This is a genomic window from Bradyrhizobium sp. I1.14.4, assembly GCF_050435825.1.
Classification (GTDB): Bacteria; Pseudomonadota; Alphaproteobacteria; order Rhizobiales; family Xanthobacteraceae; genus Bradyrhizobium.
The window spans coordinates 450,181-464,947 of record NZ_JBNDLA010000001.1 but is presented as its reverse complement, the minus strand read 5'-3'; the positions used below and the strand labels follow the sequence as shown (position 1 = coordinate 464,947).

Here is a 14,767-nt window from a genome sequence, read left to right as displayed (position 1 = left end):
TACACTGACGGGGCACGTTCCGGGCTGAAGGGCTTTGGGCGGGAACGTGACACAAAAATAGACAAAGCCGGGGACGCTGGGAGTGCAGAAAATGTCACTTAGGTCTGTAGACACCGCTCGGGCATGCGGCGTGGGGATCGCCTTGTTATCTTTGTTCGGCGGCAGCGCGCATGCGGCCGATCTCCTAACGAAGGCTCCGCCCGTGCCTTACATGGAGACCGATGATTTCTGGACAAGACCGTATCTGTTCGGCGATCTCGGCAGAACGCAGCTGAAGGAGCGGGGTATCTCGCTGGCCCTGACGCTGGGCGACGAAGCCGTCGGCAATCTGTCGGGCGGCAACAGGAACACAGCGACCCAAGCCGGACAGCTGTTCTTTCAAGCGAAATTCGACATGGCAAAGCTTGCCGGCATCCAGGGCGGCACAGTTGGGCTTACGCTGGTCGACCGCTTCGGCCGCAACCTGAATGACGAGGCGGGAATTCCGGCGCTGCAATTGACCAACGAAGTGTTCGGCCGCGGCAGTATTCTTCGCCTGACCGAACTCTATTATTCGCAGAAACTGTTCGATGATCGCCTTGAACTCAAGGGCGGCCGTCTTCCGGTCGGCTCCGACTTCTTCTTCGGCCTGTGTGAGTTCATCAACCTGACGTTCTGCGGCGGCCAGCCCGGCAATATCCAGGGCGGCTACATCTATAACTGGCCAGTGAGCCAATGGGCCGGTGTCGCACACTACAACTTCGCCAAGGAATGGCAGCTTTCGGTCGGCGTCTACGACGCCAATCCGAACTATCTGACGACGTCGGACTCCGCGACTTACTTCCTGCCGGGCGTCCCCGGCTCGAGCCGGGCCTCCGGCGTGCTAGTGCCGGTCGAGGTGGTCTGGGCGCCGAGCGGTCCTCTGAACGGAACCTGGCGATTCGGCGGCTGGTATGACAGCGCGTCGACGATCGACGGCGGCCTCCCCGGTATCATCGCGATCGCCCCGGGCATCGGCGGTGTCTCGGACCAGAATCTGGGTGATCAACGCGGCCGCTATGGCGTCTATGAGTCGATCCTGCAGCGGCTGACCGTAGAGGGTGCTAAAGCACAGGGTTGGTACATGTTCCTCAATACGACTGTCGCCGATCACCGGACGTCGTATCAGGACTACCAGGTCGCCTTGGGCTTCAGGCACACCGGAACGTTCTCCTGGCGCCCGGAAGACGAAGTCGGTTTCGCGGTGGGTACGACTCACGTGAATTCGGCTGCGCTCACCCTGAATGCGGGCGGAAACGAAGTTCCGATCGAAGCCTGGTACGGGTGGCAGGCGACTGGCTGGATGAACCTCAAGTTCGACGCCCAGTACGTGATCAATCCTGGCGGGCGCGGCTATAATGCCGCCGGCATCAAGACCGAGAATGCCTGGGTACTTGGTCTGCGCACGCTGGTGCACTTCTGAGCCGGAGGCGGTCTGCCAACATGCCTGAACGAGGCCAGCCATGGTAACCCCTCACGACGCCGGGCTGGCGGTCCTGGAGTTGAAGGGCATAGGCAAGGAGTTCGGCGCCATTCGTGCGTTGCATGGCGTCGATCTGCGCATTTCTCCCGGCGAGGTGGTCGGCCTGATGGGAGACAACGGCGCCGGCAAATCGACGCTGGTCAAGATCATCGCCGGCAATTTCCCGCCAAGTCACGGCGAGATCCGCTTTGACGGCAAGCTGGTTCATTTCGTGCGTCCGATCGATGCCCGTGCGGTCGGTATAGAGGTGGTCTACCAGGACCTCGCGCTCGCCGACAATCTCACGGCAGCGGCCAATGTCTTCCTCGGCCGCGAGCTCAAGCGCAAGCTTGGTCCGTTCGCCTTTCTCGACCACAAGGCGATGGCAGCCCGCGCGCTGGAGCTGTTCGGCGAGCTGCGCTCGGAGACCCGTCCGCACGATCTCGTCAAACAGATGTCTGGCGGCCAGCGTCAGGCGGTCGCGATCGCGCGGACGCGGCTCTCCAATGCCAAGCTGGTGATGATGGACGAACCGACCGCTGCGATCTCGGTCCGCCAGGTCGAGCAGGTCCTGAGCCTGATCCATCGCCTGAAGGAACAGGGCGTCGCGGTCATGCTGATCTCGCACCGCATGCCCGACGTGTTCGCGGTCTGCGACCGCGTCGTCGTGATGCGCCGCGGCGAGAAACGTGCCGACAAGGCGATCGGCGACACCAGCCCCGAGGAAGTCACCTCCCTCATTACGGGAGCGAAGGAGGCTGCGTGATGGCAACGTCGCTGGAATCTCCCATCACCTTTAGCAATGTAGGCAAGGCCAAATGGTGGCGGAGCGGCTTGTTTGCCTCGCAGACCGGCTACGTGCTGCTCGCGCTGGTGGCACTGTTCGTGGTGATGAACTTCGCCAGCCCCTACTTCCTCACTGAAGGCAATATGCAGAATGTGGCGAAGAACTTTTCCTTCGTCGCCATCGCCACGCTCGGCGTGACCTTCGTCATTATCACCGGCGGCATCGATCTCTCGGTGGGCTCGGTGATGTGCTTTTCCGCGATGATCACCTCGATGGTCATGACGCACATCTCGACACCGGGCATGCCTGGCGCGGAGTGGTTCGTGCATCTGGCGGCTGACGGCAAAACCGTGATCGCCAATACGCCCGGCTTGATCCTGCTCGTCTCGGTCCTTGCGGGGCTCGGCGTCGCGCTGATCGTCGGTCTCGTCAATGGTTTCTGCATCGCGGTGCTTGGGCTGTCGCCTTTCGTCACCACGCTCGGCATGCTCTCGATCGTACGCGGCCTCGGTTACGTCGTCTCCAACGGCCGCGGCAGCTTTCCCAGCGGCCCCGAAGCCGATTATCTCTACGCGCTGACATCGGGCGTCGTGTTCGGCATGCCGGTGCCGTTCGTCTATCTCGTGGTTCTTGCGGTGGCGATGGCGGTCGTGCTGCATCACACCGGTTTTGGCCGCCACGTCTTTGCCGTCGGCGGCAATGAGAAGGCGGCTGCGCTGACCGGCATTCCGGTCGTGCGGGTGAAGATCGAGATCTACGTGATCTGCGCGCTCGCCGCGGGTCTGCAGGGCATTATCATCTCAGGCTGGCTCGGATCGGCGCCGGCAAACATGGCGACATCCTACGAGCTCAACGTGATTGCGGCCGCCGTGATCGGCGGTGCCGATCTCGCCGGCGGCGCCGGCGGCCCGCTCGGGGCCATCGTCGGCTGCGTGCTGCTCGAGGTGATCCGCAACGGCCTCGTGCTCGCGCAGGTCAACTCCTACTGGCAGCAGACTTTGGTGGGCGTGATCATCATCGCGGCGGTGCTGGTCGATCGTCTTCGCTCGCGCATGGCCTGACGAGTTCGTCCTGGAGGATCATGAATGTCCGCCTATCCGCCTCCGGGAGCCGCCGATTTCAAGGGATAGGCACAAAAACAATGTGGAGGGAACAATGAGGAAGACACTTCTAGCGGCCGCGATCGTCGCCATGATGGCGACGCCCGGTTTTGCCCAGAGCTACAAGTTCGTGATCGTGCCCAAGGCGATGAACAATCCGTTCTTCGACTTCGCCCGCGACGGCTGCCAGAAGCGCGCCAAGGAGCTCGGCAACGTCGAATGCATCTACAAGGGTCCTGTCGAGCACGAGCCGGCGACGCAAGCGCAGATCATCCAGGATTTCATCACCCAGAAGGTGGACGGCCTGGCCATCTCGGTTGCCGATGTCGCGGCGATGACCAAGTCGATCGAGGCCGCAACGGCGGCCGGCATTGCCGTCATCACGTTTGACTCGGACGCCCCGGGCTCGAAGCGGATTGGCTATATCGGCACCGACAACAAGGAGTTCGGCGTGGCGCTCGGCAAGCAATTGCTGAAGCTCCGGCCCGATGGCGGCAAATACGCGATGGTCTCCGGCGGGCCGAGTGCGAAGAACCTGGCCGAACGCGTCGACGGCGTCCGCGAGGCGCTCAAGGGCTCGAAGTGGACCGAAGTCGGGGGATCGCCGACGTTCTGCAACGACGACCCCGCGCTGGGCGTTCAGCAGATGACCGATCTGCGCACCGCTGTGCCCGACCTCGCGGCGATCATCCCGGTCGGCGGCTGGCCGATGTTTGCCCCGGAAGGCTTCAAGGCGTTTGCCAGCAAGAGCAAGAAGGACATCGACGCCGGCAAGTTCACGCTCGTCGTGGCCGACACCCTCAAGATGCAGCTTGAACTTCTGAACGAGGGCTATGCCAATGCATTGATCGGCCAGCGTCCGTTCGAGATGGGCGAGAAAGCGATGGATACGCTGCTTGCCATCAAGAGGGGCCAGAAGGTGCCGGAGATCATCCACACCGGCCTCGACGTCGTGACAAAGGACAACGTCGCGACGATGTTGAAGTAGGCACGAACGCGCAATCGACTGAACGGACCGAAGCTTACGCGCGCGACGCAGATGCTGGAGGACCACGACCTCCGAAATTGCACATGACGGCAGAAAATCGAAGACGGTGCGCGTTGTCCCGCGCCCCGTCGCCGTCGAGAAGGATAGACTGCTCGATCTTGCCGACATCGATTCGGCCGCAGCCTGGTCCGCCGCGGCGACGGACCACGGTGCGGCCAAATGCCGCCGTACAGTGCCGCAGGTCAGCCTGGGTCATTTTCGACCGTGCGAAGGCTGACCTGCAGATGGGTCGCCGCTTCGTGTGCCGTTACGTCCTCGACCGAGATGCTCTCAAGCACCAGGCGAGGCCGCTCCGGAAGCTCGGCCAAGGCGCATTTGAGGCCGCGAACTCGCAGCGCGCCTCGACGACCCGTGCGGTGTCGGGCTGATCGTCGCACACATCCAGTAGCGCATCGGGTTCAGACACGCTGACGCGATAGGTTTGGGCCCTGCGCCGGTCCTTCGCGACATTGCGATACGAAAAAGATAAGTCGGAGGAGCCCAGGCGACGCGCCGACCACCCAGACCACCGTTTGTGACGCGGTAAGATTAGGATTTCGCATGATGGTGACGTATGAGACGCGCCCGACAGTTGCCAAGGCGCGGCAGGGTCTCGAACTTGGGAAGGGCCTTCCACGCTGAGATTCTGCTCAATTTCAGAGCGGCTTGTGACCGAACGGCTACAGATTCTCAGTGCCGATTCTGCTCTACTTGCGATATTGACGGGCTGCGGGGGTGCAATGAAGATTGTCTTCTCAAATCTCGGCCGGATGGCGCTCGCCGCTTCAGCGGCGTTGTTGCTCGTTTCTCAAGCATCTCACGCGGATGAAAGCGGCGTTTCGCTTTGGCTTCCGGGCCAGTTCGGAAGCCTGGCTGCCGCCCCCGCCGTTCCGGGATGGTCGCTCGGCACGGTGGCCTACCACACCAGCGTGGAGGCTTCAGGCAACGTTGCGGCAGCACGCCAGATCCAGATAGGCCAGGTCCCGGCGACGGCCAACGTCAATCTCAACGCCAATCTGAACGCCAGTGGCGATCTGTTATTTGTTGCGCCAACATATACCTTCGCGACGCCGGTGCTCGGCGGCCAACTTGCCGTCGGCGTCACCGGCATTGTCGGTCACCTCGATACCAGCATCTCCGGCACATTGACCGCGCAGGTCGGACCGATTGTCGCGACACGCAATGGGCTTTTGTCGGATTCGCTGACTGGCGTGGGTGACCTTTATCCATTGGTGTCGCTGAAGTGGAACCAGGGTGTCCACAACTACATGGTCTACGGATTCGGCGACATTCCCGTCGGCGCCTACGACTCCACGCGTCTGTCCAATATCGGTATCGGACATGGCGGCATCGACCTGGGCGGCGGCTACACCTACCTCAATCCTGCGACGGGTAACGAGTTTTCCGGCGTCGCCGGCTTTACCTACAATTTCAAGAACCCGACGACGCAATATCAAAGCGGGATCGATTTCCACTTTGACTGGGGAGCATCCCACTTTCTGTCAAAGCAGCTTTTTGTCGGCCTGGTCGGGTATGCCTATCAGCAGATTACCGATGATTTCGGAGCGGCGCCCTTTCTGGGTGGGTTCAGGTCGCGCGTTTTCGGTGCCGGTCCGCAACTGGGTTATTTGTTTCCGATAGGGGACAAGCAAGGATATCTGAACCTCAAAGGTTACAAGGAATTTGCCGCAGAAAATCGCCCGGAAGGCTGGAACGTGTGGTTGACCTTCTCGATCTCGAATGCCGCACCGACCTCCACGGTGACGCCAACGAAACATTCAATCACGAAGTAGGGATTGAACCCGCTTCGACGCGTACGATCAGACCTGCGCGGAGCCATTCTTGGCATCCTTGGCTTCACGCGCGTGCGGTCCGGTGATCTCCTCGGCGGCAACATTGATTCCGTCAATGGCCCGAATCTCGGCACTGCGTTCAGACTTCTCCCCGAGGAGTTCGTAAATCCGAGTCTCGGCAGCCATTCCCTTGGCGACCACCGTATCCACAAGCCGGCAGCAGAACCGATGCTTGGTCCGTGCGTACACTGCCTCGCTGATGAGGATCTGCGTTCCGTAGTCCTTGTTCAGTCCTTCCAGCCGCGCGGCGAGGTTCACGACATTTCCGAGCACCGTGTAATTCATCCGTTCCGACGAGCCAAGATTGCCAACCACAGCCTCACCAGCATGGATTCCGAAGCGTGTGTGGAACAGTGGCAATCCCTCTGCATCAAACTGGCGATTGATGGTTTCGTTGGCGGCCCTTGCCTGCAACGCAGCACGGCAGGCGCGTTCGCAATGATCGGCTTGCCGGTTCGGCGCATTCCAGAACGCCATCACCGCGTCACCAATAAACTTGTCAACTGTGCCTCCCTGCGCCAGGATCACTTCTGTTAGCGCCGAAAAATACCGAGACGTCTGCTGCATGAGTGCATCGGGATCGGCGGCTTCGGCAATGGTGGTAAACCCTCGCACATCGGTAAACAGCGCCGTTATCTCCTGTCTTTTGCCGCCAAGCTCTGTGGAGATCGAATTGTCGAGCACACCACGGACGATCTCGCGCGGTGCGAGCCGGGAAAACGACCAGATGGCGCGTTGGGACTTATGAATCGTCCTGCCCAGGGTGTCGAGCTCGGTGACGAAAGATCCGATCGGGTTGTCTCGCGGCGGCGCCATCGTTTGGAGAAGGTCTGCCTCAACCGTAATGGCATTGACGGTCTTGGACATGCGCGTGCCGAAGATCCAGGCCGCCGGGATGAATAGACAGGAGGCAATCAGTGCCCAGATCTTCGCCTTCGTGTTGAGGGTTCTGATGCCGGCGGCAAAATCATCGTCAGGCGCGATAAGGAGGACATTTGCCATCAAAGTCGGACCGAGAGCGATCGTTTCGAGACGAGCAAAATACTCCTTGTGGTCGCTCCCGCGCAGCTTGCGCCAATAGGGGCTGGTCTTGTCCCAATCCGCGATGATCTTGCCTTCGAGACTGCCCTTCAGATCATGCGTGCTCGGAAGCCTGGCGGCGACGGGGTCGGCGGACGAGCGAGCAAACATGGCGGCGTAGTCGCGATGTGCGATGATGGTCTGATTGGCGTCAAAGACCACGAGATAGCCGCTCTTGCCGAACTTCAGGATCGGTGCCGAAGCGCTATAGACGTCGAGCTTGAGATCGACGCCGACAACCCCCAATGCCGCTCCCTGAACCGGCGCGCTTAAGGTGACCATGGGGACGCGCAGGTTGAACGAAAGATAGGGAGCGGAAGTGACCAGCTGCCCGGTTTTCTGGGCATTGAGGTACCAATCACGCTGCCGAGCATCGTAACCGCGCGGCGGAATTTCAATCCGTCCAATCGGGTTGCCGGCCGCGTCCTGAAACACCCGCGTGGTCGGCATTTCCCGACCGTCTTTCCAGCGGGTCATCGTGACGGCAAATGCCGCTTCGGGTGGTCCTCCTACGCGACTGCGCTGCTCGCCCTTCAGTTCCGCCAGACGTTGGACCTGCAACCAGTGTCCGTTGTCATAGCCGACATAGATGCTGTCCAATGCCGGCCACTGAACAAGATTGTTTCTCATCAAGGCAGCCGACGAGCTTACTTCGTCCGGCTCGTCTGATCCGGTGATCGCGGGACTGAAAGCCAGCGTTCGGGTCGCCCGCGAAAGCATCTCCACCTGATACTGCAGAAGCGAAATCGTATTTCTGCTGGCCGCCTCCATCGTCGACGTTGCGGCATCTTCAACAGCAAGATCGAGTGTGCGGATCTGAACAATAATGAGCAGAGCAGCCAACAGGCCGATCATCAACATGACACAGGTGGTAAGGGCGATACGAAAACTCATGGCAGATCCGCCGAATACTGTGCCCGGCCGCAGTAGAGTCTGGATCCGACGCAGCATGAATCCGGATCGCCTCGATGTCATTGCGAAGCCCGTCCTCTGCTCAGACAAGGCACGCTTGGGGGGCTCCGACGGTCCTCTTCTCCATGAGTTGGTCCTCACTAGAACGGGTTGACGTAGTTGAGGATTGCAAGTTGACGCAGAACCACACGGCGGACGATGTGGGTGGGCTTCAAATGATCGGTATAGATCGCCGCCGTCCCGGTGCTGCCGGCCGGCAAGCGGTCGGCGAAGCCGGTATCATCGAGCTTGACTCGCACGATGAAGGGAGCGGCCTCGATCGCCTTCGGCGCCACCGCGGTGCCCGAGGTCAGCGCCTGACCGGTCGCGATCGCTTGAAGCACGCTCTCAACCTTCCCGGTATGGATTTGCCCCGGCGCGTACTTGAAGGTGACCTCGACGTCCTGTCCGGGCGCGATGTAGCGTGCGTCAATCTGGTTGATCTCGACGCCGATGATGGTGTTGGACGTGTCGATGAACGCCATCACCGGTGATAGCGGCAGAGCGGAGACCCGCGCACCCTTGCGGAGTGCAAGATTGGTGACGTAGCCGTCGGCCGGTGCACGAACGACCGTCTTGTCGAGATTCCACTGCGCCGATTCCAGCTGACCGCCAAGTTGGTCAACCTCCGATTGGCGCTGCTCGACGTCGAAGGCGCGGCCGGCATCACGTTCATAGAGCTGCGTCATCTGGCCGAGGCGCGTCTTGGCCAGCTTGAACTGGGCCTCGATCGCCTTCACCTGCGCCGCGTAGGGCGTCGGATCGATCTTGAACAGCACGTCTCCGGTCTTGAGCGGAACGTTCGCCACCACGGGCACGTCCGTTACCTCGCCCGCTACGTCGGGCACGATCGAGACGGCATTGCGCACCACCATCGCGTTGCCTTGCGGCGCGCCCCACCCCATCGGAACCAGAAGGCCGAACATCACAAGCACCAGAACGATGAACGGCGAAGTCTTCCAAAACGTATTGAAAGGCACGACCTTGAAACGCACCAGCAGGAACAGCAGCAACAGATAGATGTTGAGGATCGCGACCGCCATCATGCGTCTCCCGTCTTGCGCGGGGGCACGTCGACGTAGGCCCAGATCAAGGCAATCGGCCACAGCGCAAAACCGAAGAACAGGGTGATCCAGCCCGCGACCGTCACCGCCTGCGCATACGGGTGGTTGCGGGACTTGGCGATGTGTCCCGGCAACCAGCCGGCAATGCAGACGACGCCGATCGCGCTCGCGAGCAGGATCACGAGCACGATCCAGGCGAAGATGTCGTAACCGCTCATGATCACTCCTCTAGCTGGCCGGCTGCGGCTCGGGAAATTTCCACTTGCCGGTCAGGATTTCGGGTCGGGGCCGATAGAGACGAACGGTATAATTCCAGCCTTTCGTGATCGGCAGGCAATTCGGAATTTTGCCGTCACATCCACCGAACTGGACGGCGATCGAACCGTCGGCGCGTCTCTCGCCGGTGATGCTGTTGATCGAATAGGCGTCGTAAGCGTTCTTCTCGTAGTAGCCTTCGGCATTGTAGACGCTGACGGACCAGAACCCGTTAACGGGGACGTTTTTCACATCGAGCTTATAGATCGTGCTGCCATCGTTCCCGGTTGGCGTGACGTTGAGGTAGATCGCATCCTTGTCGGGATTGCCGCCCCAGGCCGCCGCCGATCCGATCAGGTGCCTGACAGGATCGACGTCGCTTTTGGTGCCGAACGCCTTCTTGAAATCCGGGATGGTCGAACCGAGCACCAGCAATGCGTCGCGCACTTTCTTCTGGCTCGCGGAGTCCCAGTTCGGTGCCTCGAACTTGCCGGTTGCCTTCTGGCTGACCTTGATCGCATCCTGGAGTCCATGAACTTCGTCCACGTCCTTTGGATTGGCCGGATCGACCAATGTCCGGATTGCGACGGCAACATAGCGCGTTCCGACCTTGTCCTTGGTCAGGGTATACGCACCCTTACCGTAGACGACTTCCGGCACGTAGTGATCCTCGTTGATGACCTGCATCGACATGAAGCGCTCGCCCGTATCGGGCAGCGTGATCGTCACCGCCCCCGCATCTAGATCGAAGACAGCGGACGAATAAAGCGTGTCGCGGTTGAGACGAATCACCGTCTGATTGTCGATTCGCGCCGGCTCGCGGCGGTGCAGGAATGTTCCGACTGCCCCGCTGTCCTTCAATATGCCGCGAAAGTACAGATCCGATTCGGCGCGAACAAAATTGTCAACTGTGACGGGAGTTGGGTCGGCGGGGGAGGACTGCGCCAAGGCGGCGCCTGTCCAAACAAGCATCCCCTGCATGGCGAAACGTACTGATCTGAACTTCAAGATGCCTCCCGTTTAAACTGAAAACCTTGTTTGGAGATTCTGACTCATCGGCACGCTCGTCATTGCATTGGTTCCAGCGGCGGCAGCTTCCATGCCCCGGTCATTGCAGCCTTGCTCGGACCGTAGACACGCGCCACCAGGCTACATTTCGCCGCGGGCGCCGGCAGCCAGTTGCTTTCCTTGTCTTTCCCCGGCGGGGCGTTGCTCACATAGATCGTCAGAGAGCCGTCCTTGCCGTATTGGAGGCCCTTGGTGCGATCGCCGATCGAGTAACGATTGATGGGATTGGCGTAGAGAAACCGGTCCGGGATCGTATACATGGTCATGGACCAGAAGAATTTTGCCGGCGGCAGATTGGCCTTGGTGAAATGGACGATTGCCGGCTTGCTCCCGTCGCAGACGTAGCCGCCATACCAGGCTTCCTCGAGCGAGTTGCCGTAGAGACCTTTCATGGCACCAACATCGCGTTGCAGGTAATTGGTCTTCAGCTGCGCGCGGGAGCCGAACAGGCCGTTCGTGCTGAAGGTCTTGGCCGCCAGTGCATCAATCTCCGCCTGCCCCTCTTTCACGCCGGCATCGATCGCCGCAAGCGTTGCGGGATCGACCTTCGAAGCGTCCCACGGTTTGCCTGGTCCGATGCCGATTTTCTCGAAGCGTTTGCGGATCGCAACCTCGCTTGGAACCGGCGGCTCGGCGAATTGCAGCAGGAAGTTCAGGTAGCCGATGAAATCGTGGGTCCGGGCCTTGGCCTTGTCATAGGGCGGAAAGTCGATAGGCGGGGGCGCCGGCGGTGCAGATCGTTTCAGGAAAGCGCTTAGCGGCTGAAGTTTGTATTGCGCCTGGATCGCCTTGACGTTCGGAACGTCGTCGGGACCCTGCAAGGAGGTCCGCGCCAGCCCGCCGACGATCTCGGTTTCGGCTTTGAACACCTCCCTGATGCCGTCAGGCTTCTTGCCCCGCCATTTCGGCCCGGCGATCATGTAGTTGCCGGCACCGAAGCCAGTCGACCGTACGCCGATGTAAGCGAAGTTCTGCGTGAACAGGTCGATCCACTGCATCACGTAGTAGCGGTCCTTCGGCACCGACGGCACGCTGACCACCATCGGCTCCGCACGCAGGTCGAGCCACGCCCAGGAGTAAGGCGTGTCGTTGTTCGGCGTCACGATGTCCTTGTTATCCGGCGTGAACGGCTCCGAATAGTGCCGGAACACGTTGAAGCCACCGACATATCCATTTGCGGTCTTGTCGACCGCTTGTGTACGCCAAGTTTGGTAGCTTTCCAACATCGCGTAGGAATAGACATAAGCATCCTTCGCAATTGCCTGGGCGTCGGCCGGGGAAACGGATTGTGCGGATGCGCATATCGACGACATCACCCATAGTGAAGCAGCAGCGGTCAAAGTGCGGAGAAACATCAACGAACCCCATTTCATCGAAATTGAAAGCCGGCCCTAAACCTCTGTCCGGCGCTTGCGGTCTTGCCGCCCTGATCGACGATCGAAGGCGTATCCTGTTTGCGTAGACGTCGCGGACCGAGCCGGTGAAGGCCCGGGCCGCCTCTCTCAGGCGATCGTGTCACGACGATCGGCGCTCCGTCATCACCGGCAATAGTCCCAAAAGCCCTGCGTCCGGGACGGGTCAGTATAGTACCAGCACATGCCGGGTGCGGGCGGCGCGCCTGCCCAAGCCGCGGCGGTCGCCGCGCTCACGAACCCGATCGCGGCGCCTGCCGCAATGGCCCCGCCCCTCGGCCAACCATACCAGCCCGGACGCGCCCAGCCGCCCCGCCCTCGCACGACTGTGGTGCCGCGGACGGCGACATTGCCGCGCGGTCCGACGACCGCGGTTCGACCACGATAGGCTCCGCCGCGAGGTCCGACCGCGGCGCCACCGCGGTGCACCACGGCGCCACCGCGCGGGCCAACCATCGCCCCTCCACGGCGACCGGCGGCGCGGACCTCGATGAGATCAGGCACTGCCGTTGTGTCCTGGTGGATTGCCGCCGGTTGCAACGGCGCCGCCAAGGCTATTCCGACCGGCATGGAAACGCCGGATGTGATTATCAGGACGGCGGTTGCGAACGATATCGTACGGGTGTGAGTGGACATCAAAGTTACCTCTTCTCTCTTTCGTCGTTGCCATCGTTGCGGTCTTGCTGGCGAAATTCGCCAACAACGGCCCTTCAAGTCTACGCGCGGCGCCGCCGGGCGGATATAGCGGTTTGTGCCAGAAGCATTTCGAACGCGGCGACGCGCTCGGCGACCAGCGCGAAGTCTACGCCGCCTTGCGCCGCGACACGCGCGACGAAATCGGCAATCGCCTCTTCGCCGCGCCGTCGTTGCATGATGGCATGGCATCCGCCGGCTGCGCCACCTCAACGGAGATGGCTGTAAGACATGCAGGCAGCAAAACGTAAAACTGAACCATCATGGCACTTGTCTTTCCTGTCCGTTGCTATTGCGGCTTCAGGCTTTCAAGCTCGTTGAGACGCTTCAAGGCGGCTTGCTGCCGGAGCAGGCCGTAGTTGATGCCGCCCGCGTTCAACGAACTGCCTTCCTGATAGGGGAATTGGTCGAAGTCGGAGAAGAACTCCTTGATCTTGCCCTGCACCGGCACGATCAGCCACATGTTCTGGGCGAGGAATTTCATCGCCTCTCCGCCTTCCTCCAGGCCACGCTCGTACGGGTCCATGCGCAGATTGGTGATCAGCGACCAGGCTGTGACCTCGCGTGTGCCTGTCGCGATGTTTCCCTTCGACGAGGCAAAGCTCAGCTTCCAGTCGTTCCACCTGATGGCATTGAGGTTGCCGCCCTGATCGAAGTAGTAGATCGCTTCGCGCGGGCCCTGCTTGGCGTCACCCTTCAAGTACGGCATGAAGTTGTAGCCGTCGAGATGCACTTTGAAGTTCTTCCCGCCGGCGCCCGCGAAACCGGTCTTCATCTTCTCCTTGACGTCAGGCATTCCCGCCGCTGCACACAGGGTCGGGAACCAGTCGATCAGCGAGATGATGTCGTTGTACTGGGTGCCGGGCTTCACCACGCCTGGCCAGCGCACCATCATGGGAATACGCATGCCGCCTTCCCAGGTGGTGCCCTTCTCGCCATGAAAGGGAGTCATCGCTCCGTCGGGCCAAAGTGCGATTTCGGCGCCGTTGTCTGTCGTATAGAGAACGATGGTGTTGTCGGCGATTCCGAGATCGTCGAGTTGCTTGAGCAACTCGCCGACCATTCCATCGTGCTCCAGCATGCCGTCGGCGTGGATGCCCTTGCCGGTCTTGCCGAGCGATTCCTTCTTCAGATGCGTAAAAACGTGCATGCGCGTCGAGTTGAACCAGACGAAGAACGGCTTGTCCGCTTTGGCTTGCCGGCCAATGAAGTCTTTGGCGGCGCCCAGGAACTCCTCATCCACGGTCGGCATGCGCGCGATATTCAGCGGGCCGGTGTCTTCGATCTTGCCATCCGCGGACGATTTGATCACGCCGCGCGGACCGAAGTGCTTCCGGAAGTTCGGATCCTTCGGATAGAAGTACCCTTCAGGCTCCTCTTCGGCATTGAGGTGATAGAGATTGCCGAAGAACTCGTCGAAGCCGTGCTTGGTCGGCAAGTGCTCGTCACGGTCGCCCAGATGGTTCTTGCCGAACTGTCCGGTTGCGTAGCCTTGGGTCTTCATGGCATCCGCAATCGTCGGCATCCAGTCCCGGATGCCGTGGGGATCGCCGGGCATGCCGATGGTGAGAAGACCGGTCCGGAACGGCTCTTGCCCCAGGATGAAGGAGGCCCGGCCGGCGGTGCAGCTCTGCTGGCCGTAGGCGTCCGTGAAAATCGCTCCTTCGTTCGCGATGCGGTCGATATTGGGCGTGCGATATCCCATCAGGCCCATCGTGTAGGCGCTGACCTGCGGAATGCCGATGTCGTCGCCGAAGATGACGAGAATATTCGGCTTGCGGCCCGACGCTCCCGCCGCAGGGGCCGCTGCAGGAGCGGCCTTCTGCGCCTGTGCGAGCGCCTGCGACGTCAGCGTCGCTGCCGCGACAAGCGATGATGAGCCGAGCAATACGGCGCGGCGATTCATGGTTGTGTCACCACAGGTGGGATCGGCGACGGTGTTATCCTGCTTCTTCTCACAGCTCATTCGACGCTCCTTGATTTCTGACTTGGGTTGT

Annotated in this window: 14 protein-coding genes; 6 read left to right on the top strand and 8 right to left on the bottom strand. The window is 61.0% G+C overall.

Features of this window, described 5'->3' with window-relative positions:
* The first annotated feature begins 91 nt into the window (after positions 1-91).
* The 4 genes from ABIB78_RS02170 (at position 92) to ABIB78_RS02155 (ending at position 4,355) form a co-directional block, all read left to right on the top strand.
* A complete protein-coding gene (locus tag ABIB78_RS02170) occupies positions 92-1,441 on the top strand; it encodes a carbohydrate porin (protein ID WP_429021523.1) in 1,350 nt (449 codons plus the stop codon).
* 40 nt (positions 1,442-1,481) lie between these two features.
* Complete coding sequence (locus ABIB78_RS02165) at positions 1,482-2,246, top strand: ATP-binding cassette domain-containing protein (protein WP_429020893.1); 765 nt, start codon at positions 1,482-1,484, stop codon at positions 2,244-2,246.
* On the top strand, positions 2,246-3,328 hold the full coding sequence (locus ABIB78_RS02160; protein WP_429020890.1) for an ABC transporter permease: 1,083 nt from the start codon (positions 2,246-2,248) through the stop codon (positions 3,326-3,328). Before ABIB78_RS02165 ends, ABIB78_RS02160 begins: the two co-directional genes overlap by 1 nt.
* 94 nt (positions 3,329-3,422) lie before the next feature.
* Positions 3,423-4,355: a sugar-binding protein gene (locus ABIB78_RS02155; RefSeq protein ID WP_429020888.1), complete on the top strand. Its 933-nt coding sequence runs from the start codon at positions 3,423-3,425 to the stop codon at positions 4,353-4,355.
* A 242-nt stretch (positions 4,356-4,597) separates the two neighbouring features.
* On the opposite strand, the gene ABIB78_RS02150 is transcribed toward ABIB78_RS02155, so the two are convergent.
* Positions 4,598-4,792: a sigma factor-like helix-turn-helix DNA-binding protein gene (locus ABIB78_RS02150; protein ID WP_429020885.1), complete on the bottom strand. Its 195-nt coding sequence runs from the start codon at positions 4,790-4,792 to the stop codon at positions 4,598-4,600.
* Positions 4,793-5,134: 342 nt separating this feature from the next.
* Here ABIB78_RS02150 and ABIB78_RS02145 point away from each other — a divergent pair, with 342 nt between their 5' ends.
* Positions 5,135-6,187 (top strand): SphA family protein, encoded by a 1,053-nt coding sequence (locus ABIB78_RS02145; protein ID WP_429020883.1) that lies wholly within the window; start codon positions 5,135-5,137, stop codon positions 6,185-6,187.
* Between the two features lie 27 nt (positions 6,188-6,214).
* On the opposite strand, the gene ABIB78_RS02140 is transcribed toward ABIB78_RS02145, so the two are convergent.
* The 6 genes from ABIB78_RS02140 to ABIB78_RS02115 all read right to left on the bottom strand — a co-directional run bounded on the left by ABIB78_RS02140 (position 6,215) and on the right by ABIB78_RS02115 (position 12,647).
* Positions 6,215-8,221, bottom strand: coding sequence for an adenylate/guanylate cyclase domain-containing protein (locus ABIB78_RS02140; RefSeq protein WP_429020881.1), 2,007 nt, complete (start codon positions 8,219-8,221; stop codon positions 6,215-6,217).
* A gap of 158 nt (positions 8,222-8,379) precedes the next feature.
* Positions 8,380-9,321, bottom strand: coding sequence for an HlyD family secretion protein (locus ABIB78_RS02135; protein ID WP_429020878.1), 942 nt, complete (start codon positions 9,319-9,321; stop codon positions 8,380-8,382).
* Positions 9,321-9,560, bottom strand: coding sequence for a DUF3302 domain-containing protein (locus tag ABIB78_RS02130; RefSeq protein WP_429020876.1), 240 nt, complete (start codon positions 9,558-9,560; stop codon positions 9,321-9,323). Before ABIB78_RS02130 ends, ABIB78_RS02135 begins: the two co-directional genes overlap by 1 nt.
* Before the next feature lie 10 nt (positions 9,561-9,570).
* Positions 9,571-10,569, bottom strand: coding sequence for a DUF1254 domain-containing protein (locus ABIB78_RS02125; protein ID WP_429021521.1), 999 nt, complete (start codon positions 10,567-10,569; stop codon positions 9,571-9,573).
* Positions 10,570-10,664: 95 nt separating this feature from the next.
* Positions 10,665-12,020, bottom strand: a complete 1,356-nt coding sequence (locus tag ABIB78_RS02120) for a DUF1254 domain-containing protein (protein ID WP_429020874.1) — start codon at positions 12,018-12,020, stop codon at positions 10,665-10,667.
* Positions 12,021-12,203: 183 nt separating this feature from the next.
* Complete coding sequence (locus ABIB78_RS02115) at positions 12,204-12,647, bottom strand: hypothetical protein (RefSeq protein WP_429020872.1); 444 nt, start codon at positions 12,645-12,647, stop codon at positions 12,204-12,206.
* A 110-nt stretch (positions 12,648-12,757) separates the two neighbouring features.
* On the opposite strand from ABIB78_RS02115, the gene ABIB78_RS02110 reads away from it, so the two are divergent.
* Positions 12,758-13,021, top strand: a complete 264-nt coding sequence (locus ABIB78_RS02110; RefSeq protein WP_429020869.1) for a hypothetical protein — start codon at positions 12,758-12,760, stop codon at positions 13,019-13,021.
* Between the two features lie 38 nt (positions 13,022-13,059).
* Here the strand turns inward: ABIB78_RS02110 and ABIB78_RS02105 are convergent, their stop codons facing one another.
* On the bottom strand, positions 13,060-14,736 hold the full coding sequence (locus ABIB78_RS02105) for an arylsulfatase (RefSeq protein ID WP_429020867.1): 1,677 nt from the start codon (positions 14,734-14,736) through the stop codon (positions 13,060-13,062).
* Positions 14,737-14,767: the final 31 nt, after the last annotated feature.